This is a genomic window from Bacillus piscicola, assembly GCF_022458745.1.
In the GTDB taxonomy this organism is placed as follows: Bacteria; Bacillota; Bacilli; order Bacillales; family Marinococcaceae; genus Alteribacillus_A; species Alteribacillus_A piscicola.
The window spans coordinates 20,573-41,044 of record NZ_JAJJJF010000015.1; the positions used below are offsets into that span (position 1 = coordinate 20,573).

Genomic DNA, 20,472 nt, shown 5'->3' on the forward strand with positions numbered 1-20,472 from the left:
AACATGAGTCAATTTCATAATTGGAATCCAGTTATTAAAAATCCGAACTGATTGTATTCAATCGTTCGGATTATTTCGTGGGTGATATACTTTTGTTCCAGCCTCTGCATTAAATGGGAGTATTCAGTTTTAACAGGCTGTAATCTTCATCGATAAGGATAGGTTCGGTATGGCGATACAGCTTTTCGAGAAGCTCTTGCTGATTTTTCTTCTTGTAATGGTCCGCAACAGTCATGACAACATCCACGAAACGGTGGTAATACCTCTCTCTATCATGTACACACCATGCGTAGTCTTTTTCTTCTAGTAGATCTCCGGTATATAAGGAGATCACCTTTTCATACTCCGCAATATGTTGTTCGTTTACGGGTAACTCTTGCTCGATAAATTGATCGAACTCGAGTAAATCACAATACACATCCTTCAGATCCATGGTGTATATACTATTTTTGTACATGATTGTGGCCTGGATTCCCGCACTTTTCAACTTCTTTTTCAGCCTGAACATCATTGTATATAAATTCTGCTGTGATTTCTCCGGGGACGATTTCTCCCATAATTCATCGATAATCCGCCATTTACTAATCCCTTTTTCTCTATGAATGATTAATAGCGCCAAAAGCTCTTCCATTTTTGCTGTCAAAAAATCAATCTTGCCAGCATTCACTTTTAAATGCATGGGACCAAACAGATGAATCTCACCCCCGTCACTGCTCGCTTTTTCTTGCCTTCCCTTTTTCTGATGGAGCCGACTCATGATCTCCTCGACAGATTGAGGGTCGACCGGTTTTAAAATATAATGAATGGCATTAAGCTTAAACGCATGGATGGCATACTGCTCATAAGCTGTCACAAAGACAATCGCCATGGTTTCGTTTCCACGTGCTTCCAATAATTTTGTGCCAAGCTCAATCCCGTTTAATACAGGCATATCGACATCTAAAAATAAGACATCGGGCTGAAGCTTCGGAATCTCTACCAAGGCCTCTTCCGGATCTGTAAACGTCTCGATGATTTCGATATCTTCTCTTTCCCCGATAACCTTGTACAATAGATTCAATACAAGAATTTCATCATCGACTAACACTGCTTTAATCATGGTCCTCCTCCTTACCATCGTGCTCCTGGACCGGAATTGTACAAGACACTGTTGTTCCGCTCTCCGTCGTATCAAATTGCAACTCCACCCCGTACACATTTCGCAATCTCGCATACACGTTCATTAAGCTGATACCATTTCCTTGCGAAGACATCAAATGGTTCCTTTCCCCGTTCTGAATCGCGTTAATCTGCTCCATATCCATGCCTTTTCCGTTATCTTCTATACTTAAAATGACAGCCTGGTGCCGTTTTTTTATCGTAAGTTTCACTTCGCCGCCATGTTTGTTTTTCAGAACGCCATGTCTTATCGCATTTTCGACTAGCGGCTCGATGATTAACGGTGAAATCTGCACAGGTAATGCGTCCGGATCTATGTCATACGTGACGTGAATGCGATCTCCAAATCGAGCTTTCTCGATTTCGATATATGCCTCAATCAATTTCAGTTCGTTTTCAATGGTAACCATGTCTGTTTGTAAATCGATATCAAAAGAACGTTTCAAGTAATTAGATAAATTCATCAGCAACTTAGCAGCCTTCTCCCCATTCGTGTAACAAAGGCTAATAATACTGCTCAGTGCATTAAATAAGAAATGGGGCTTGATCTGTGCTTGTAAAAATGCGAGCTCATTCCTCTCTACTTTTTTCGTTGTTTGATCTAATGTGGAAAAGGTCTCTATTAATTGATGAGAGAGTTCCTCATTTTTTTTGTAGGAATTGGTATACCTCACCATTAACAGAGCAGCAAGAGCAATGCTGTAAACGGGAATGGTAAGAAAAGATACGAGCAGGTCTACCTTTACACCGATGCTGTACAAGGTCATATCAAACCAAAAGAGAAACGTACAAAATGCAACAACGATAAGGGTCATATGCTCGACATCATTACTCGCAGCCCTATTATTTTTGAAGTAAAGAAGAACGATTCGCAACCATATAGAAAAAAAGATACCTACTGCGGAAAACATGTAAAAAGTTAACGTGCTAAGATATATTTCTATCGGTAAGGTCAAGACAAAAACTAAAAATAAACCAAAGAAACCAATGATAACGTTTCGTATTTTACTAGGTACAAAAGACGAGTTCACTTTATTCACAATGATCACAACCATTATGACAGATAACGCATTCATAAAATGACCAAAACGAAACGTTAAATCTAAGGTGATGTCTGGAAACAGCTTCATGATAATTCGTTCACTATATATACCGTTCATGACACCAAAAAAAAGGCTGCTGAGAGCAAGCGGAAGTGTCACAGGCTCTTTTGTTCGGTAATCCTTACTCACTAAAAATAGCAATAAATAAAATAGTCCGATAATAATAACGATTAAAATCATCGCAAATTCAAACATGATTTTGTGATTGTTTTGTTGCATTAATTCCTTCTGCGTACCAAAGATAATCGGCTTGGCTATTCCACCAACGATGTACTCGTGATTCGCTACTTGAATGAGAAGTTCCGCTGTAGAATCCTCTATGTCAAAATAAGCAACTTCTGAATTATTACCAGCAACACTTCCATCCAGACTCTTCGCTACCTTTCCGTCCTGTAACAGTAACTCTCCATTCACATATATCTTGCTGGCGTTTCGTATATTTGCCTTTTTTAAACCAAAATACGTGGTGTTAGGAATATTCTTTATTGTCACCCGATAAGTAGCATAGCCCTTATCAGGATATGTATTTCCCTCTACATCCTGTAACCAGTTACCCGGAACATACGCATAATGAAATTCTCGTTGTGTCGCATGTGTGAATTCGGACGGAACCAACAATTGATTCCAATAAAATTCCCACTCCCCGTTAAGAGCAATCACACCTTCATTATCAAAATCAGTATGAGCAAGGTCTAATTCTCCTCGTTTAACATGTGGTGTCTTCTCCATGGCACTCACATAATAAAAAGCTATAACGATCAACATGAGCAGAGTTGCAGCGATAAAATAAGCTTTGCTACGATTCAATGACCTCACCCTTTGGTAATGTACGACTACTCTTACTGGATCTATGTGAAGCAGATGGACAAAAAGGCAAACCTAAACATCTTGCGAGAAGCGGAGAGGGAGCGAGTCATTTAACGGGAACGACGGCTCGTTACCATCATAATAATCCCTGTGATGATTTCTAGGACCGCTAAGCCGAATACATATAATCCGATGGAAGGAAGTGATAATATCCCCAAAACAATATGAAAAGCCGCGGCAATATACAAGCCAGCCGGCTTCTTCAAATAGATGCTGAAAATAGCATAAAATAAGACAGCTATCATAAGTCCTACCACAATCCAGGACATTGCTGATGTCATGTCCATCCCCTCCTTTCTCCAACGTACTAATACAAGGCGACTAGCCAGGATCATCAGAGCTTTTGGACAGCGACCAGGTTCCGCCCCTTTTCTTTTGCCTCATACAACGCCTTATCACAGCGAGATAACAAGGATTTAAGTGTATCCCCTTCTACGTAGGAAGCGACGCCAAAACTAGCAGTGGTTTGGTCGACTTCCTCAAAAGAATGAGTTTCAAAGCATTGCCGGATACGCTCTGCAAGCTCCTGCGCTTCCTCTATTTCTGTATGAGGGGAAATCACGAGAAATTCCTCTCCACCCCAGCGCCCGATCTTGTCGGTTTTACGAACATTATCTTTTAAAAGGTTTGCTGTTTCCGTTAGTACCATATCCCCGACTTGATGGCCATATTGGTCATTGACAGCTTTGAAATGATCCACATCCAGCAAAATGAGGGAGAACGGCGTTCCATTTGCCGTCGCTTCCTGCAGCTGCGTATCCAAGTCTAAATCAAGGCTCATACGGTTTGGAATATTGGTGAGGCGGTCAGTATTGGCAAGCTGTTCCAGCCTTCGTGTTGCTTCTTCGAGTTGTTGCGTCCGCTCCTGTACTTTTTCTTCTAGGTGACTGTTCATTTCTTTTTTTATTAGGTTAATCTTATCACCCAGGGCCAATGAGAGAAAAATCGCTTCCACGCAGGCAGCAATGGCAGGCACCGTTTCATAGAGTCCTGGATGAAACGGAATCCAGCCTAAAAACCCGAAACCCTGGATAAGCATCGATCCAAGTAAAGCTGTCCAGCCCATCATGTAGAAGCGAGCCATCTTAAAACCCTTTAATAACATCGTTAAACCGGAGAACCAAAGAAAAGCTAACACGATCACGGTAAGAGAAGTGGTCACATTATTGATAGCTTCGACGTTGGGCACGATAAAGACGGATAGCAGCGAAAGAAAGGAGAGACCTAAAAAGATGTTCAGCACACGGTTATGGGTCGGCAAATGTCTCTTTAGCTCTAGAAATTCTTTCCCAAACAAAATCATAAAGACAACTAAAACATTACAACTTATCGGCAAGGTCCGGTATAGGAGCCAGTCCGGAAAAGCACGGCCCACCAGTTCAAGATCAAAGGAATTCATCGCAGCTTGGTACGCCATAAAGCTAAGCATATATAACACATAGTAAAAATACGCTTTTTCTTTAAGAGAAAAAAACAAAAACAAGTTATACAGCATCAGGGCCAATACAAATCCGTAAAACAACCCAATTGAAAACTTATACGTCATCACGCTTTCAAGAAAGCCGCCATCAGTGTACAGAATAGAACTGAACATAAGTGGCAATACACCAGAAAGCGCGATATATACTTCCTCCACATTCGGCTCTTCCACAAAGAACACGGCGGAGCGGTACCGGATGGATTGATGATCCACCCCGGCAATGCCCCCTTCTTGCACCGTGTAAGACCCGTCTTCTTTAACGAAGTACGCTTCGACATGATCTTGTTTATCAATGCCTTCGATCACATACCCACTCGTGTCTCCTTGAATGAGTTCATGAAGAGGCAGACGAAGCCACATCGTACCCGTAGTATGCCAAAAAAAAGGGTAGGTTTGCGTGCTTGGCAGAAAGGAGGAATCATATGTCCCGGCCATTAGCTCTTCCACCGTCACATCATTCGTTGGATCGTGAAACACCTCATAATGAGGACCAAGAACCATACGATTTTCGTCGGAAGATCCCTCGGCCGAAAGAGGATGCAACAACAAGATGAGGACACAAAAGACGGCGCACAAAAGTGTGATATGTAACTGGCACCATTGGTTGTACCGTCCCATTTGTTAATCCCCTTCTTCCATGTTTTTCACTACTTGTCACACGATCATCATCTATTTTTCATATAGTGCCTGTATATGCTTCTTGTACAACGAAGGTTCCTCATCTTTAGGTCTATTCATAGGTACAGGTGTTATCCTATCGTTCATATGGGCTTTACTACCTATGTAATACTACCACGTTTAAAGGCAAAATAGTATAAACTATATGCAAAATTGTTAATTTTTTATCCCATTCATTTAATTAGTACTACTAGGATGGACACGTTTGGTTTGTTTTTTATCTAAAAGAGAAAAGCAGGAGACCAGTAAACACCGGCTACATCCTGCCCCTCTTACTCTGTTCACTTGTTATGTACTTCTTGAAGAAATAGTCGCTTGTGAAAGCTGCCGCGTTGTTCTTGTTTGTCTTTCCGTATCGCTTCTACTCTTTCCATACTGCCTCCGTGTGCTTCGGCGAGAAAATGAAGAAGCTCGGTGATATCCGCCAGTTCTTCCAGTGCTTCTGCATCCTGCTCGGCTTGGAGATACTCGGCTACTTCTTCCTGAAGCTTCTCCCGTAACGCGCTAGTGAATGCGGCTTCCGTCAGCGTCGTGGTTGTGCATGATTTGCCTGCGCGCTCTATCACTTCTGGTATCTTATCGCGAACGAGTTTGTTATGTACGGTCATCATTATTACCCCTTTTTACTGCCTAACCGGCGAAAATATATCATCAGCCGGTAGTCTACAATTTCCATTAACATGAGACGAAGCTCGGCGGCATGCTCCCTTTTCACTTCTGCATGAGTAATAAACGCTTCCCCGTCAAATTGAAACATACCTTTACTACTGCCGGCCCACTTGGTCATTGGCATCCTGGCGATTAGACGGGCGGTTCTCTTTTCGTTAAACTCCCAGAGCGATTTCGTCGCTCGCTAAAATCGATGTTCCGCCGGTATTCTTTTGCCATGTAAAAGGTATGAAACGATTGCGCCACATCTTCCGGACGGATCGGCGCAAGCATGTTCTCTTCCCCGTGCGTCAGCATAATACGAGGCAGCACCATTTTATCCACTTTCGAACTTATCTTCATCGGCACCCTGGGCGCTTCCGCATACGAAGTGTGGCGCCTGATTTCTGCTTAACATAATTTAAAGAAGTACTTAATTGAATATTTATCCAACTTCAACTTTAAGTATTGTGCTTTCGCATTTGATTGACAATCTTTTGTAAACCTACTAATTTTCCATTTCCAAAGGTAGAATAATAATCTATGTGTTTCTGTGCTGCATTTAAAGCATTTTCCAAGTACTTTTGGCCATAATCTCTTCTAATACTCTCAAACAATAATTTGTTTGTATCGTTATTGAATGCTCTTTTATATACTTCTCCATTCATCATAGATAGAAATATTGTAATAAAAGCTGCCGCGGAACCTTCATTCATTCCAGTACATCTATTTATTTCAATTTTCCCTTCATTCTTTGTCATTTGCCCAGAATATACTTTTTTGGCAATTTCATAAGCCTCTTTACTCATCTCTATTGTAATCTTCATTCGTATCACCCCTATAATTACTCATCTTTCTACCTTAAAGGACACCATTTAAGATCTTGCCGCGAACGAGTTTATTGTGTACGGTCATGGTTACGCTCCTTTTTGCTACCTTTCCGGCGAAAATACATCATCAGCCGGTAGTCTACGATTTCCATTAGCATGGCGCGAAGCTCGGCGGCATGCTCCCTTTTCACGTCCACATTCGTACGAAACACGTCCCCGTCAAATTGAAACATACCTTTACTACTGCCGGCCCACTTGGTCATTGGCATGCTGGCGATTAAGCGGGCGGTTCTTTTTTCGTTAAACTCCCAGAGCTCTTTCGTCGTCTTATCGTTAAAGTCGGTGTTCCGCCGGTATTCTTTTGCCATGTAAAAGGCATGAAACGGTTGCGCTGCTTCTTCCTGCCGGATCGGCGCAAGCATGTTCTCTTCCCCGCGAGACAGCATAATACGAAGCAGCACCATTTTATACGCCTTCGTCATCCCGGTCTTCTCCACTTCCTCCACAAGCTCCCGATTGGCCACGTAAACTGCCTTTTCATGTTCCGTTAATTCATCCAAGGTATGAAGAAAACCATAATAACCGCCGTACGTCCGTTTGAATTCACTTTCACCGGCACTTGTCTGTGTTCCCGCTTCCATGTACGAAGGGCGCCGGCCTAATTCCTGCTTGAGGTGAAAATACTCATGGCGAAGCTGCTCCTTCCGCGGGCTCCGCTTCCGTCTCATCACATCGAGTAGATCGATCACCTTGGTATCTAGGTGGAACTCACAGACTTCCGGGATGGCCGGATAGCTCCCCGCCCGTGCTAAGTCCCGCCCCTCGGTATCAAACAGAGACAGCTTGACATCGGCATTGCGGTAATTGCCGATAAGATCAATAATGGTGCAGTACTCTTTCCCTTCAGCTAAACGAAGACCGCGGCCGATTTGCTGGGTGAAGATCGTAAGGGACTCGGTCGGGCGTACAAAAAGAAGCGTATCGATAGACGGAATATCGACTCCTTCATTAAATAAATCAACCGTAAAGAGAATAGCGAAGTCACCATTCTCGAGCTTCTCCAGCGCTTCGTTCCGACCGACCGCTGACTGAGAATGAACCGCTGCCCCCTGGACGCCCTGTTGTTGGAAATACGACTGCAAGAACTCTGCCTGTTTTATGGATGAACAAAAGCAAATCGTCCGGGACTGCCGGTGCTTAAGCCAACTTTGATAAATGTTCTCCGCCTGCCCCTCCCGCAGTTGCACCTGCGCGAGTTGCTCGGGATCGTAATGATTGCCAATCCAGCGCAGCGAAGTATAATCCGTATCATCGTAAACGCCATGGTAAACAAACGGAGCCAGCCAGCCTCTACGAATAGCGGTTAAAAAATCTATTTCATACGCCACATTGCCGCAGCAAATCGCATAGACATCTTTATTATCCAATCGGTGTGGGGTCGCTGTGATACCCAGCAAGAAGTCCGGAGCGAAATAGTCCAGCACTCGTTGATAAGTAGCCGCTGCCGCATGATGGAATTCATCGATAATGATCAAGTCAAATTGCGAGGAGGAAAACTGCTCCAGATTCTCCTTCATGCTTAACGTAAAAACAGACGCAAACACACAGTCTGCTTCCGACTCTTTTCGTTTCGCATGAAAAAGTCCGGTAGACCGGCGAGGGTGGACGCGGCGAGAAGAAGCCTCCGCCTGGTTCAGAATTTCTTCGCGGTGCGCGACAAACAGGACCCTTCGGAAATGTTCCGCAAAAAATGCCGCCAAATAGGTCTTCCCCAACCCAGTTGCCATCACGACCAGTGCTTTCGTATACCCTTCTTCTCGCATCTCCGTCAACGTCTCTAACGCTTCTGGCTGCGCAAAGCGTGGCTCCAGTTTTTCTACTGGATAAGCTGCGTTATCTTCCTTAACATACCCAGACCCTGCACCTCCTACCGGAAGCCTCAAACCACTCTCTTCTATTTCAGACCACGTAGAAGCAAGACTGGGATTTTCCCGGTGGAAGGCATCATAGTTTTCCTGGTAGGTCTTAATGGTTTCCTTATTAACCGGTATCGTGTTAGAGCCGTAAAATAATTTTGTAAATTCCTCAAGAGCCTCCGTGTGTACGGATTCCGCTGCTTCCCGTTCAATCGCCACATTCCACTCCGTCCCCTCTGTCCAAGCAGAGCGGGAAAGATTCGACGAACCGACAACGAGCTGCCCCTGATCCGCTTCCTTCAGGATCAAAGCTTTCGGATGAAAGGAGACACCACCGCTTTGTTTTAAGCGCACTTCCACATCCGAGTGAATCGCAAGTAAAGTGCGCAACGCATCCGGCTGGGTGACATACAGATAATCACCCCCGAGCACTTTCACATCCGACCCGCGTTCCGCCGCTTCCCGTAGAGAGGAATGCAATAACGCAACACCGGACTTCATAATAAACGAACTAAGTATGTATATAGAAGAAGCCCTTGCTAACCGGGGCTGCAGCTCTTGGTACAGCTGCTTCGTTATTAACTTAATAGATTCACTCATCGGTATACCTTCCTCACGGATAAGAGACCAAATTAGGCACCGCTTTCCGGATGCCCCCTCTCGGATCCTCGATATCCCCATTATATCTAGGAATCAAGTGAAAATGAAGATGCGGCACCGTCTGCCCGCCAGCCTCCCCCACATTCACGCCGATGTTATAACCATCCGGCTGCAGCTCCTCATCCAGCACTTTCTTTCGCGAAGCTAAAAGCCGGTGGATAGCCAAAATCTCCGTTTCCCTCGCTTCAAAATAAGTGGCAATATGCCGCTTCGGAACAATCAACGTATGCCCCTTTTGAACAGGGTACAGGTCATAGAAAGCAAAAGCCTCCTCGTTTTCATCGAGGATCTTAGCGGCTGGTAAATGACAGAAAGGACAAGACATAGATAGGCCTCCTTTGGTTTTTATAGGAGATAGCCTGACGAATGGACATCGGATAGTAATGTAATTCCTGTATTAACGTTTAAGAACTTATTTTTTAGTTTCTTTTTATCAGCTGGTATTTGTGTTTTGTAACCTGTTGGAATAACAGTGTTTCCTATGCTTCTAAGATAAACAAATACAATCAGTGAACTTCTCATATCCAATATATGCAGAGCACAAAATAAATGGAGACTACATGGTTTTCTCCACAAGTGATCTAACAGCCTTGCGACACGAGATCACCAGTGAAAACAAGTAATAAAATCATTATCTAACAGCATCTACATAAATCGAAAGGCTTTCCTCAACACATTCCATAATTAATTGGATGAACGGAGAATAATTGTCATTCACACTAGCGTTTTCAAGGGTTTCGTAGTATTGGTATCGTTTCTCATCTTCCGCCTTTACAACAGCTGGCGGATAACCTTGCGCCATGAGGATAAGATTCATAAGCAAACGTGCCGTTCGTCCATTCCCGTCAGAAAAAGGATGAATATAGACAAACTTAAAATGAAACAAAGCGGCCAATTCTACTGCATGCAGCTTATCTTGATTCTCATCATACCACGATATTAATTGATCCATTTCGTTTTTCACTTGTAAAAAATGCGAAGGAGTATGTTTACTACCCGAGATGCGAACGTTCACTTGTCGATACTGGCCAGCATTTTCATTATCTATGTTCTTTAACACAAGATAATGAAGGTTTTTGATTAGATCATGATTAATTTCTTTGTCTTGTTTTACTTGCTCTTCAATGTAGTCAATGGCTTCTGCATGGTTGATCACTTCAAAGTGTTCCCGAAGCTTTTTTCCCCCAACCGTTAATCCTTCTTCTAGTACGATTTTTGTTTCCATTAAGGACAAGGTATTTCCCTCTATGGCATTAGAATGGTACGTCCATTCCACTCTGTAGTATTCTTTTAAGTTTTTCAATGCAGTAGGCGGTAATGGACGTAAACGGTCTAGATCATCTTTTAGTTGATTAATTTTACTAAAGTCCATGTTCTCAATCCCACTTTCCCTTTATTATCGTCTGTATCATTAAGATAACAACCGTTTTTTTAACGGGCATGCTCGTTGTATTTTTACTATTCAACATTTCCGTAAGGTTGCCTGAATAGAAATTTATCTTAACATTCTTGTACCAAAATAATATCCTCTCCATGTCTAACATATAATACATTGTGTAGATTGCTGACTTTGTAAGCGAAAAGATAGAATTTTAGAGAAAACAAAACTACAATCTACTTTTTATATACTCAGCCAACTTCTCATCACAGCAATACACGTAACAACCTTTCATTCCTCTCGTTAGGAGTGTTTTGTAGGTGTTTCTCACGAGATCGTATAAGGGGTCTGTTTCGCCTTTTTTTGGTTTTTTTGGACGGGCTCCGCGGTCGTGGAATTCGTCTCTTCTTACGATGATTGAGTCCGTTTCTTCATCGTATCCTAAGTCTTTTCCGATGATAACGCCGACGTAATCCATCTCTAGCCCCTGGACGGTGTGGATGCAGCCAACTTGGTTCTTGCATTCCGGGTGTATCGCCCAGTCGATTCGATTCGGGTCATTCCAAGGCATCGCAAAATCATGGTCTTCGATCGCTACGTCTTTGGCGAGGTCGTCGCCTTTCCGGTCTTTCGTCCAGGTCCACGCGTATCCCGCCACTAGCCGGCCGTCTCTTTTATCGACTATTTCTTCTTTCAACGTATGCGGGCTGTCGACGAGTTGAAAATCAAAGTCTCCTTCCAACTGCATCGATTGGTCGGAAAAACCTAGTAAACTTTCAACCCAGGAGATATAATTCCCTGACCCGCTGCACCGAAATTGCGAGTCGAGTTCAAGGGTGTGCACATTCGCTCCCGCTTTTTCAGCTTCTTGTCTCAGCATATCGTAGCTGCCGATGTCTTTTTTCGATACTACTTGTGTGTCATCGACAAAAAATACGCTGAGTTTGGAAGAGCGGATAATTTGGGTTGCTTGATTTTCTCCCGGAATTTTTTTCTGCATATGTCCTTGCTCTTTTAAACGATGTGCTTCATCGCACACCAGTACATCAAAATGATCCTCCGGTGTTTTCACGTAACTTCCTGATCCCTTGAAAAGGTCTCTCACTTCAAGTGATCCTGATGTGCCGATTAGCTTTCTGCGCAATACTTCACGGAATGCCTGATTCGGGGTGATGTACTCCATATTGGCGCCCGCCTCCAGCATGTGCCTCATCACATGTAAGCCAATCACGGACTTTCCGGTGCCGGGTCCGCCTTTTATCTGAAATAGGCGAGAAAACCCCCATCTTCAAGGAATGTGAAGGGCGAAGCCCAATGAGTAAGTGGGGGGTGAATCGCCTTCGAACAAGGGATAGCTTCAGCTATCTCGATTGTCCGACTGTTCGAGAGCGTATTGAATGAGGTAGATAATTGTTTGGGTACGAGTCGTAAAACCCTTTTTTTCTTTAAAATCATCAATTCGTCTCAATAGTTCTTTTGGATAACGCATATTTAAAACCTGTGACATTTTAAACCTCCTATGTTGTGTATTAAAATAACATATGGTATAATCATTGTATATTAAAATAATACATGAGAGGGAGGTGAAAATCAATGTTAGTAAAAAAAGCGTACAAATTCCGCATCTATCCAAACAAAAAACAAATTGAACTGATTAACAAAACGATTGGATGTTCTCGCTTTGTATACAATTATTTTGTCGGAAAACAAAAAGAGAAAGATGCGTATTGGTATATCGTGAATGAAATGGTGCAGAATGGTCAACTTACTGAAAACAGTTGGAAGGGTGAATTCTTTAATAAAAATCAATCCATTAAGGCGGTTCGCGAACTAAAGAAGCACTATTCCTTTTTAAAAGAAGTTGATAGTATCGCCCTACAAAAATCCGTTGAAATTGTAAATGATTCTTACACTCGATATTATAAAAAACAAAATGGTGAACCACGTTTTAAATCAAAAAAGAATCCTATTCAATCCTATACAACAAAGTGTGTAAACGGGAATATTGGTGTTTTGGATAAGCATATTAAATTACCAAAACTCGGTCTCGTTCGTTTTGCTAAAAGTCGTGAAGTGGAAGGGCGTATCATGAATGCAACGATTCGACGTAACCCTTCGGGTAAATACTTCACTTCCATTTTAGCTGAAACAGAAGTTGAACCATTAAAAAAGACCGGTTCAGTCATCGGGATTGATGTAGGATTGAAAGACTTTGCCACGCTTTCAAATGGAACGGTATATGCTAACCCAAAATTCTTTCGTACATTAGAAGAAAAATTAGCAAAAGCTCAACGTACCCTTTCAAGACGACAAATAGGCTCTTCTAATTGGAACAAGCAAAAAATAAAAGTGGCTCGCCTTCACGAAAAAATTTCTAATGCAAGAAAAGATATGTTAGATAAAATCTCTACCGATATTGTCAAAAACCACGACATCATTGGGATTGAAGATTTGTCTATTAAAAATATGTTAAAAAATCATAATCTTGCAAAGGCGATTAGTGAAGTCGCATGGTCAGAGTTTAGAACAATGCTCGAATATAAAGCGAAATGGTACGGAAAACAAGTTGTGACCGCAGCTAAAAATTTTGCTTCCAGTCAGTTGTGTTCGAATTGTGGTCACAAGCATAAAGACGTTAAAAATCTTGCTTTGCGTGAATGGGAATGTCCTATGTGCAAAACGCATCACCAAAGAGATATTAACGCAAGTATGAATCTTCGTAACGAGGCATTACGATTAACCGCAGGAACTGCGGGGATAGCCTAATCCATAACTAACCGTTAGGTTGGTGTTCTTAGGAATCTCCCACTTCAATCAGACCGTAAGGTCGATAAGTGGTGGGTAGTTCAACAGTATCACTTCTTTCAGGTCCGTTTTCGTCCTTTCCCGGTGTTCCATGTATAAAGACACGACTTTTTCATACGCCACTTTCTGTTCATCCAACAAAATAAATTCATCATTTCCCTACAGCAAGGAGCCGACGGTTTGGACCAGCTTTTTCTATGGCCGGATTCGCCCGTTCTCGATTTTTTCCGCTATGTCCTTTCCCTTGCCATTCGACACGTGCTTTCGTATTTTGGCTGTCAGCTCCCGGTCATTAAATCGGAAGAAGATCGGTGATTCCTTCGTATACTCCTCATACCTCTTGTCAAGGAGCGGTTCCGTCCTAGCAGAAGTGTAGTTATGTAGGTAAGCGCATGAATTCATTTTGATAGACGGATTCATATGCAGCGACTCGTTAAAATTCTGCAAATATCTTCGGTAAGAAGACGCTTGGTAAGAGGGGTGAACAGTCTCTCTTACTCTATTGCCGAGGAAGGTTTGCACGACCCCGTTCCCCTCCGCTACTTCCGCTCGCTGCCATTGTTTCAGCTCAACGATAAGCACGTTTTCCTTATTGTCCGAATCATGGCCCGTAATGAGAAAATCAATACGTTTCTCCGTCGACGGCAGTTTATATTCCAACAAGATATACGGATCGTTCTCCAAGTCAGCATCCCGAATGATTTTAGCCATCTCAGGGAGTGACCTCTCCCAAGATAGAAATTCCTTCTCCGCCACCACTCTGTTCATCTTTTTCAACATATTTTCTTTCAAGACATACCCGATTTTATCCTCATATACGTGCTCCAAAAAATCAGAAGCCCGCTCATTATAAATAATCATCCCGCTACCCCTATCTTCTCCGTTTCTAAATTATCCCTGTACTTATTTATCTATTATAATAGTCATGGTTTTACTTTTAAAGTAATAGTTTCAGTCGCATGAAAACCAGCCCTCGGTAACAAGGGAGGTTGACCTAACTTAAGAACTTTACTTTGTATTGAAAATTCAACTGTCAGAGAGGAAATGTGGAATGAGCGTAAAAAATGAAACGTTGAAAGTGTTTATTAATTCCAATATTCTCATTTCTGCTGTCCTTTCCCAAAAATCGGTATCAAGCCAGTTGCATAAAATATTACCTGCCAATAGCAGCTATTGATAATGTTGGTCCATTTGTTTAAATTTATTGATTATCCATTTGAGGGCAGCGGCTATGACAAAATAAGGCACCAATGAATACAACGAATTCCAATCGTATAGTTGATATATTTGTAACCAGGCTAATAAAGGTTCTAAGATTAATGCAAAGACAAACGCATTAATTGCCGCAGCTATCAGAAAAGCTTTCCATGTAGTAAAATACTGGTAAATAATCATATAAATGATAGGCATTTGTACGTTATGTATTTCGGCAATTTGCGGTATCGGTGTTAAGGCCTTTGGATAATCCCACAATAACAAAGAGAGACCGAGCGTATCTCCAAATGTGGCAATAGTTGTTACCATCAACCCGTAAGTGACAATCTCAAAAATCCTCTTTTTATCTAAAATAAAAATCCACACAATAAATAGACCAATGGTTGTCACTACAAGGGTCCACCAACCGAAAGTAAATAAGCTTTCATTCAACCAATACTCTACTCTTGCATTCCGATATTGCTGTGTTAATTCTCTAACATATTGCCAAGTAGGCTGCATCTCGTCACGCTCCAAAATTGGGGTCAATACGTATTAATTAAAGAATGATTGGATATCCATTTATGATGGAGGAAAAAAACCGTAAATAATATCCAGTCAGCGAGATAGGAGAAACCTATATTCCACCACAACCCATGTACAATAAAGTCTACAGACATTAATAACAGTTCAAGTATAATAGCGAATACCGACCAATAAAATACATGGCGCACCACCGATAAAACTGTTTGTATTTTGGGTAACGTTTGAAGAAAGAAATAAATAACTACAAAATATATCCCAAATCCGTTCAATAATTGAATTAAAAATGTTTCTAAACTTGTTCCTGGATACTCCCATAATGGATAAACAAACATTATTAAATCTGAAGTCAATGCCAAAATAATACCTGTGTATCCGGTGAGCACGTACAGCGGGAATTTCTTTTTCTTAGAAAAAAATAGAAACGCTATCCAACTTATAATAAAAATAACTGTCCCTACAAACACCGGCCAAGCACCTTCTATCGTCCGTTTTTCTGTGTTTTTTCCTAATATCTTCTTACAATATCTTGAAATTATTCTTATCAGCGTTGAAATTTTTCACTTCCTTTCACTTGTAATGTAAACTGTTCATGAGAAACAAAGTCAAAACCCCTGCCAGATAAGAAGTAAAGATAAATAGTTAGCGAATGGTTTCAATCAAGCACTAGCGAACCCTCAGTAAAAAGGGGGTTGACCTATCATAAAAATTACACTTGATGTTTAAAAATTCAGAAATATAGTTGTATATAAAAGCGTATTGTATGAGGTAAAATGTAAGGAAGAATGCGGAACAAAGGAGTTTGAAATACGGCTATCAGTAAGGAAGAATTAGTTGAAATGGTGAAGAATTTGTCACAGTCAGCAAAAAAATCAGTATATGATTATTTGAAGTTTTTAACTATTAGTCACACTCGCCTATTAGACGCTTGCTTCGAGGGTTCATACAGACGCTATGACGACTTTATTTCAGAGGCCCTTCGTTTTCATGACTCCATAGAACTCCTATGATGCCGCTATTCCAGCTTTTTCTCGTTTTCACGACTTCATATTGAAGCTATGACGCTCTTATTTTCACGAATAGATAATTTCAGGACTTCATCCTAACGCTTTGATGACTTTATTTCAGGGATCCTTCGCTTTTACGACGCCATAGATACCCTTTGATGCTGCTATCCCCGCTCATCCCTATTTTCATGTCTTCATACAGGTGCTATGGCGATGTTATTTTTATAAATATTCGATTTTATAGCTTCATTCGTGTAGTAACGGAGGCAGACCTGGGTGATTTTAGAAAAAATAGTTAATATAGTTTCCATCACACTAAAATTCGGATATACGATGAGTAAATACTCCATACATTAAAAGAGACCATAGGTACTTACAACACCTACGCTCCACAATAGTTTGATTCCCTTCAAGGGATATCGGCCAAGATGAAAACCCGTAGAGCCGGTAACACAAGGGTGGGTTATTTTTTGCGCAACAGCATGACTCTTCCGGTAACACCGCTGATTCGTTCATTGGCATTATTTCATTTTGCTCAGTTCATCAATGAAAGCCGGTCTTTTCTTATGTGTATTTTCTAGCTTTTCGATGAGCTTCTGCGCCTGATCGGTGCCGCACACCTTTTCATTAAACATTGATACCGTTCCGAAGTATGCGGCTGCCCTTTGGCCCATATTCTGTGTTTCCTAAGAAAAAGAGTTGAATTAACATTGGTCATTTTGTTCCAGGGAGATCATTGTGCTCTGATTAATTCTGTTCTAGTGGACACCCTTTGGTTGCTGGTTTTGTTACTTTCTGTCATGTTAAACTTTCTCTTTATTGTTTTAATTATTTTTACGTAAAATCTTCTCCATCGTTTTTCCCTTTGCCAATTCATCGATTAGTTTATCCAAATGGCGAATTTCCTTCATGTGAGGTTCCTCGATATCTTCCACTCGAACGCCGCAGATCACACCTTTAACCAACGTTCGCGAGGGGTTTAATTGCGGAGCTTCCGCAAAGAAAGTCTCAAAGTCTGTTTGGTTTTCTAGTTGTGCTTCGAGTTCTTCCTGGCTGTACCCTGTTAACCACCGGATGATTTCATCGACTTCGGCTTTCGTGCGTCCTTTTTTCTCCGCCTTCGTAACATAATGTGGATAGACACTTGCCACGCTCATCGTGTAGATTTTGTGTTTGCTCAATATATATCCTCCTGTAATTAAATGGATTAACTCCTTACCGCTAAACACCGATTTCCCAATAATATCCGTTTAATTAAAGATATCGACGGACTTTTCTGCAATATTGTTTATATTCATCACCATAAATGTGAACTAATGACTGTTCTTCACGCTTTACTTGCCGATGAAGAAGCCAATGCCCCACAACCAACTATAATAGTAAAATCCAATTTGGATAGATGAGAAATTCTTGTTTTTCAACGACTGTAAATGCCAGGGGTTCGCCCTTTTTACCTTTCATACAAGGATTTAAGACTCTTATTTTCACTATATGCTGATTTCAATGCTTCATCCAGGTGTTTAGACGTCTTTATTCCTCGATTTCTACATTTTCATGACGCCATCGAACCCCTATGAAGTCACTATTCCCTCTCTTTTTCGTTTTCACGACTCCATACCATGGCTTTGAGGTTGTTATTTTCGTGAATAGCTAATTTTAGTACTTCATCCAGATGCTTAGACGTCTTTATTCCTCGATTTCTACATTTTCACGACTCCATCGAACCCCTTTGATAACGCTATTCCTGCTCATTTCCATTTTCACGACTCCATACAGATGCTATGGCGCTTTGATCAACGGTTCTGTTTCAACCTCCACCTGTGATATCCATCACATAGATATAAATGAAATTCGTCTATACTAGAAACAACAACCATTAGTTAACTTATCAAAAAGATAGCAATCAGGAAATGAGGGGAGTATTTTGGACTACGTTGGACCCGAGGAAATGGTAGAAAACGTTGCAACAACAGGCGCGAAAAAATCAAATTCACCGATTCACATCCTTCTCTTAAAAGGGGGAATGTCAGGGGCTTTTCTTGGCTATTCCACCGTATTAGCTTATACGACGGCAACACAAACCGGTCTCGACTTTTTAGGGGCCCTTGTCTTCCCAGTTGGATTTGTACTGATCCTTTTATTGAATATGGAGCTTGTGACAAGTAACTTTGCCATGCTTCCTCTAGCAAGGCTAAGAAAAAAAACCAATAACAAAAAAATATTAAAAAACTTCTTTTGGGTATTTACTGGCAACCTCATCGGCAGTGTATTCTTTGCCATCTTGTTTAGCATTTATATAACGAAATTCGGCCACATCACAGGTCTAAGTATTATGGACAAAATTATAGCAGTTGCAGAAGGCAAAACACTTGCCTATAAAGAATATGGTGCGGCAGGAATGTTCGTTGCCTTTGTGAAAGCGATTCTTTGTAACTGGATGGTGACACTTGGGGCCGTGATGGCTTTCACATCCAATTCTACAGTAGGGAAAATTGTTGCTATGTGGCTTCCTGTCTTTTTATTTTTTGCGCTGGGTTTAGAGCACGCCGTGGTAAATTTATTTGTGATCCCAACAAGCATGATGCTTGGAGCGGATATAACCATACTAGACTGGTGGATGTGGAACCAAATTATCGTAACGATCGGGAACTTTTTAAGTGGGTTTCTATTAACCGGTCTTACCTTACATCTAGTAACGAAACACAAATCTCCAAGTGTTGAATTATACGTGAAAAATAAACCGGCAAGCTAACAAGAAATGAAAGAATGGACTCTTAATATAAATCAAATAACAGTGCCTGTCACTCCCTGAATTATGTCATTGAATGAGACATCATACAGGTGGTGACAGGCACTTATGTCATTTCCCAGTAGTCATCACAGATGATTTCCGTTTTCACGACGTCATACAGGGGCTTTGATGCACGCTTTGATGGCTTTATTTCGAGGATCCTTGTTGGTACCTTTTCTTGAGTCAAATTCATTTCAACGGTTGCAACGTCGACGTCATTTCGCCCGGCTAATGCTTTCGTCTTCTCGAGGCCGACTGTCGATTGGTCATAGCTCGTTACATCGTGGCCGAGTTTTGCTAAATAAACGGCATTGCGCCCCTTCACCTTCCGCAGGGCAACCAACTTTTGAATATTCCGGAATGAAACCACTCCTATCGTGTATCAACACATTTTCTTTTTCACCATAAACAAAATCCTGGTCTGAAAAACTATTATCCCACTGTTCTTTTGACATACTTCATGATCACCTTACCTGATTATTTCCAAATGTCCTGTGTCATACTGGTGACGTGTCTTAGTTTTGCCCACTGTCGTTCTTCTGTCGAGGCAAAAAGAAGCCGACAACGTAAATCACGTCAAACAGTGTTTCAGTAACAGGCTCATACCCGCCGGCATATACGCATCGTAATGGTCAGGTCATCCGGATCCGTTCCCTGATAATGCATCCTTTCCCTTTCATCATCAGAAGTGAAGCAAATTGATTAATGTTCATCTGCAAACACTTGTGACCATTCGTCCTTACCTTTCAGCATGTTGGAGGCAATGTCCTTGGCTCCCTCAAGACTGTGATTAGCGGCCCATCCACATTGCTTCGGATTGCATGCAGGAACTTCATCGGCTTCCAGTACATCTTCCAATGTTTTTTCTAATGCTGCCAACACATCATCATAACTGTCATTATTCAAGACCGTCATGTAGAACCCTGTCTGACATCCCATAGGGCCGATGTCAATGACGTCATCCAAATGATTCCGGATAAGACCCGCCATCAAGTGTTCAATGGAATGCAATCCTGGCATGTCCATGTGGGATTCATTCGGCTGACAGAAACGAATATCATATTTGTAGACGACATCATGCGTTCCTTCTATCTTACCTGCCAGGCGAACATAGGGAGCTTTAACAGCTGTATGATCCAAATCAAAACTTTCAACGTTTGCGAATTCTTTACTCATTATCCTTCATCTCCTTCACCATGTTTAAAATAAGTTTGTCTTTTGCTTTGCTGTATTTTCAGTAAGGCTCATCATGCGTTCATCAGCTCATCGGCGGAACCTGACCATACGCATAACCAAACCCCGTGGCATCGACATCATGATAACGGACTTCCGATTAAATCACAATGTGTCATACACTCTTGTATCAAATCACACCCCCACTATATACCCGATCAGGTATACAGTGAAATGATTT

The 20,472-nt window shown here is 41.6% G+C and carries 23 protein-coding genes; 3 read left to right on the forward strand and 20 right to left on the reverse strand.

What is annotated here, in order from left to right; genetic code table 11:
* Nucleotides 1-109: 109 nt before the first annotated feature.
* The 13 genes from LOR49_RS15865 to LOR49_RS15925 all read right to left on the reverse strand — a co-directional run bounded on the left by LOR49_RS15865 (nt 110) and on the right by LOR49_RS15925 (nt 12,225).
* Nucleotides 110-1,099, reverse strand: coding sequence for a response regulator (locus LOR49_RS15865; RefSeq protein WP_240377931.1), 990 nt, complete (start codon nt 1,097-1,099; stop codon nt 110-112).
* On the reverse strand, nt 1,092-3,068 hold the full coding sequence (locus tag LOR49_RS15870) for a sensor histidine kinase (RefSeq protein ID WP_240377932.1): 1,977 nt from the start codon (nt 3,066-3,068) through the stop codon (nt 1,092-1,094). Before LOR49_RS15870 ends, LOR49_RS15865 begins: the two co-directional genes overlap by 8 nt.
* Nucleotides 3,069-3,178: 110 nt before the next feature.
* On the reverse strand, nt 3,179-3,409 hold the full coding sequence (locus tag LOR49_RS15875) for a hypothetical protein (RefSeq protein ID WP_240377933.1): 231 nt from the start codon (nt 3,407-3,409) through the stop codon (nt 3,179-3,181).
* Between the two features lie 53 nt (nt 3,410-3,462).
* A complete protein-coding gene (locus LOR49_RS15880) occupies nt 3,463-5,226 on the reverse strand; it encodes a GGDEF domain-containing protein (protein WP_240377934.1) in 1,764 nt (587 codons plus the stop codon).
* 341 nt (nt 5,227-5,567) lie between these two features.
* Complete coding sequence (locus tag LOR49_RS15885) at nt 5,568-5,897, reverse strand: nucleoside triphosphate pyrophosphohydrolase (protein WP_338021157.1); 330 nt, start codon at nt 5,895-5,897, stop codon at nt 5,568-5,570.
* A 2-nt stretch (nt 5,898-5,899) separates the two neighbouring features.
* Nucleotides 5,900-6,073, reverse strand: coding sequence for a hypothetical protein (locus LOR49_RS15890; RefSeq protein WP_240377935.1), 174 nt, complete (start codon nt 6,071-6,073; stop codon nt 5,900-5,902).
* A 14-nt stretch (nt 6,074-6,087) separates the two neighbouring features.
* On the reverse strand, nt 6,088-6,303 hold the full coding sequence (locus tag LOR49_RS15895) for a hypothetical protein (protein ID WP_240377936.1): 216 nt from the start codon (nt 6,301-6,303) through the stop codon (nt 6,088-6,090).
* 92 nt (nt 6,304-6,395) lie between these two features.
* Nucleotides 6,396-6,761, reverse strand: a complete 366-nt coding sequence (locus tag LOR49_RS15900; RefSeq protein ID WP_240377937.1) for a hypothetical protein — start codon at nt 6,759-6,761, stop codon at nt 6,396-6,398.
* A gap of 71 nt (nt 6,762-6,832) precedes the next feature.
* Nucleotides 6,833-9,280: a DEAD/DEAH box helicase family protein gene (locus LOR49_RS15905; RefSeq protein WP_240377938.1), complete on the reverse strand. Its 2,448-nt coding sequence runs from the start codon at nt 9,278-9,280 to the stop codon at nt 6,833-6,835.
* A gap of 13 nt (nt 9,281-9,293) precedes the next feature.
* Nucleotides 9,294-9,665, reverse strand: coding sequence for an HIT family protein (locus LOR49_RS15910; RefSeq protein WP_240377939.1), 372 nt, complete (start codon nt 9,663-9,665; stop codon nt 9,294-9,296).
* Nucleotides 9,666-9,971: 306 nt separating this feature from the next.
* The gene (locus LOR49_RS15915) at nt 9,972-10,712 is read right to left on the reverse strand and encodes a Fic family protein (RefSeq protein ID WP_240377940.1); all 741 of its coding nucleotides are present in this window, start codon (nt 10,710-10,712) and stop codon (nt 9,972-9,974) included.
* A gap of 235 nt (nt 10,713-10,947) precedes the next feature.
* Nucleotides 10,948-11,979 (reverse strand): DUF2075 domain-containing protein, encoded by a 1,032-nt coding sequence (locus tag LOR49_RS15920; protein ID WP_338021158.1) that lies wholly within the window; start codon nt 11,977-11,979, stop codon nt 10,948-10,950.
* A 96-nt stretch (nt 11,980-12,075) separates the two neighbouring features.
* Nucleotides 12,076-12,225 carry a ribbon-helix-helix domain-containing protein gene (locus LOR49_RS15925; protein ID WP_240377941.1) on the reverse strand — a complete coding sequence of 50 codons (150 nt, stop codon included), beginning with the start codon at nt 12,223-12,225 and terminating at the stop codon, nt 12,076-12,078.
* Between the two features lie 86 nt (nt 12,226-12,311).
* Here LOR49_RS15925 and tnpB point away from each other — a divergent pair, with 86 nt between their 5' ends.
* Nucleotides 12,312-13,484, forward strand: coding sequence for an IS200/IS605 family element RNA-guided endonuclease TnpB (tnpB, locus tag LOR49_RS15930; protein WP_240377942.1), 1,173 nt, complete (start codon nt 12,312-12,314; stop codon nt 13,482-13,484).
* A 234-nt stretch (nt 13,485-13,718) separates the two neighbouring features.
* On the opposite strand, the gene LOR49_RS15935 is transcribed toward tnpB, so the two are convergent.
* Nucleotides 13,719-14,384: a hypothetical protein gene (locus LOR49_RS15935; RefSeq protein ID WP_240377943.1), complete on the reverse strand. Its 666-nt coding sequence runs from the start codon at nt 14,382-14,384 to the stop codon at nt 13,719-13,721.
* A gap of 190 nt (nt 14,385-14,574) precedes the next feature.
* Between LOR49_RS15935 and LOR49_RS17560 the strand changes: the two genes are divergently transcribed.
* Nucleotides 14,575-14,700, forward strand: coding sequence for a hypothetical protein (locus LOR49_RS17560; protein WP_275899709.1), 126 nt, complete (start codon nt 14,575-14,577; stop codon nt 14,698-14,700).
* Here the strand turns inward: LOR49_RS17560 and LOR49_RS15940 are convergent.
* The 4 genes from LOR49_RS15940 to LOR49_RS15950 all read right to left on the reverse strand — a co-directional run bounded on the left by LOR49_RS15940 (nt 14,694) and on the right by LOR49_RS15950 (nt 17,448).
* Nucleotides 14,694-15,239: a CBO0543 family protein gene (locus LOR49_RS15940; protein WP_240377944.1), complete on the reverse strand. Its 546-nt coding sequence runs from the start codon at nt 15,237-15,239 to the stop codon at nt 14,694-14,696. The two genes, LOR49_RS17560 and LOR49_RS15940, sit on opposite strands and share 7 nt — an antisense overlap.
* A gap of 23 nt (nt 15,240-15,262) precedes the next feature.
* The gene (locus tag LOR49_RS17780; protein ID WP_420830492.1) at nt 15,263-15,727 is read right to left on the reverse strand and encodes a CBO0543 family protein; all 465 of its coding nucleotides are present in this window, start codon (nt 15,725-15,727) and stop codon (nt 15,263-15,265) included.
* Between the two features lie 1,061 nt (nt 15,728-16,788).
* Complete coding sequence (locus LOR49_RS15945) at nt 16,789-16,941, reverse strand: hypothetical protein (RefSeq protein ID WP_240377945.1); 153 nt, start codon at nt 16,939-16,941, stop codon at nt 16,789-16,791.
* A gap of 150 nt (nt 16,942-17,091) precedes the next feature.
* On the reverse strand, nt 17,092-17,448 hold the full coding sequence (locus tag LOR49_RS15950; protein ID WP_240377946.1) for a DUF2200 domain-containing protein: 357 nt from the start codon (nt 17,446-17,448) through the stop codon (nt 17,092-17,094).
* 743 nt (nt 17,449-18,191) lie between these two features.
* Between LOR49_RS15950 and LOR49_RS15955 the strand changes: the two genes are divergently transcribed.
* Entirely contained in the window at nt 18,192-19,019 is an 828-nt protein-coding gene (locus LOR49_RS15955) for a formate/nitrite transporter family protein (RefSeq protein WP_240377947.1), read from the forward strand.
* 103 nt (nt 19,020-19,122) lie between these two features.
* Here LOR49_RS15955 and LOR49_RS15960 read toward each other — a convergent pair whose 3' ends face one another.
* Together LOR49_RS15960 and LOR49_RS15965 are read right to left on the reverse strand one after the other, a co-directional pair.
* Complete coding sequence (locus LOR49_RS15960) at nt 19,123-19,383, reverse strand: hypothetical protein (protein ID WP_240377948.1); 261 nt, start codon at nt 19,381-19,383, stop codon at nt 19,123-19,125.
* A 377-nt stretch (nt 19,384-19,760) separates the two neighbouring features.
* Nucleotides 19,761-20,234 carry an S-ribosylhomocysteine lyase gene (locus tag LOR49_RS15965; RefSeq protein WP_240377949.1) on the reverse strand — a complete coding sequence of 158 codons (474 nt, stop codon included), beginning with the start codon at nt 20,232-20,234 and terminating at the stop codon, nt 19,761-19,763.
* Nucleotides 20,235-20,472: the final 238 nt, after the last annotated feature.

Excerpts from the sequence above, each read along its gene's own strand:
- LOR49_RS15865 (WP_240377931.1), bottom strand. The coding sequence starts at position 1,099 with ATGATTAAAGCAGTGTTAGTCGATGATGAAATTCTTGTATTGAATCTA.
- LOR49_RS15875 (WP_240377933.1), bottom strand. The coding sequence starts at position 3,409 with ATGACATCAGCAATGTCCTGGATTGTGGTAGGACTTATGATAGCTGTC.
- LOR49_RS15880 (WP_240377934.1), bottom strand. The coding sequence starts at position 5,226 with ATGGGACGGTACAACCAATGGTGCCAGTTACATATCACACTTTTGTGC.
- LOR49_RS15885 (WP_338021157.1), bottom strand. The coding sequence starts at position 5,897 with ATGATGACCGTACATAACAAACTCGTTCGCGATAAGATACCAGAAGTG.
- LOR49_RS15890 (WP_240377935.1), bottom strand. The coding sequence starts at position 6,073 with ATGACCAAGTGGGCCGGCAGTAGTAAAGGTATGTTTCAATTTGACGGG.
- LOR49_RS15900 (WP_240377937.1), bottom strand. The coding sequence starts at position 6,761 with ATGAAGATTACAATAGAGATGAGTAAAGAGGCTTATGAAATTGCCAAA.
- LOR49_RS15905 (WP_240377938.1), bottom strand. The coding sequence starts at position 9,280 with ATGAGTGAATCTATTAAGTTAATAACGAAGCAGCTGTACCAAGAGCTG.
- LOR49_RS15910 (WP_240377939.1), bottom strand. The coding sequence starts at position 9,665 with ATGTCTTGTCCTTTCTGTCATTTACCAGCCGCTAAGATCCTCGATGAA.
- LOR49_RS15915 (WP_240377940.1), bottom strand. The coding sequence starts at position 10,712 with ATGGACTTTAGTAAAATTAATCAACTAAAAGATGATCTAGACCGTTTA.
- LOR49_RS15925 (WP_240377941.1), bottom strand. The coding sequence starts at position 12,225 with ATGTCACAGGTTTTAAATATGCGTTATCCAAAAGAACTATTGAGACGA.
- tnpB (WP_240377942.1), top strand. The coding sequence starts at position 12,312 with ATGTTAGTAAAAAAAGCGTACAAATTCCGCATCTATCCAAACAAAAAA.
- LOR49_RS15935 (WP_240377943.1), bottom strand. The coding sequence starts at position 14,384 with ATGATTATTTATAATGAGCGGGCTTCTGATTTTTTGGAGCACGTATAT.
- LOR49_RS17560 (WP_275899709.1), top strand. The coding sequence starts at position 14,575 with ATGAGCGTAAAAAATGAAACGTTGAAAGTGTTTATTAATTCCAATATT.
- LOR49_RS15940 (WP_240377944.1), bottom strand. The coding sequence starts at position 15,239 with ATGCAGCCTACTTGGCAATATGTTAGAGAATTAACACAGCAATATCGG.
- LOR49_RS15945 (WP_240377945.1), bottom strand. The coding sequence starts at position 16,941 with ATGGGCCAAAGGGCAGCCGCATACTTCGGAACGGTATCAATGTTTAAT.
- LOR49_RS15965 (WP_240377949.1), bottom strand. The coding sequence starts at position 20,234 with ATGAGTAAAGAATTCGCAAACGTTGAAAGTTTTGATTTGGATCATACA.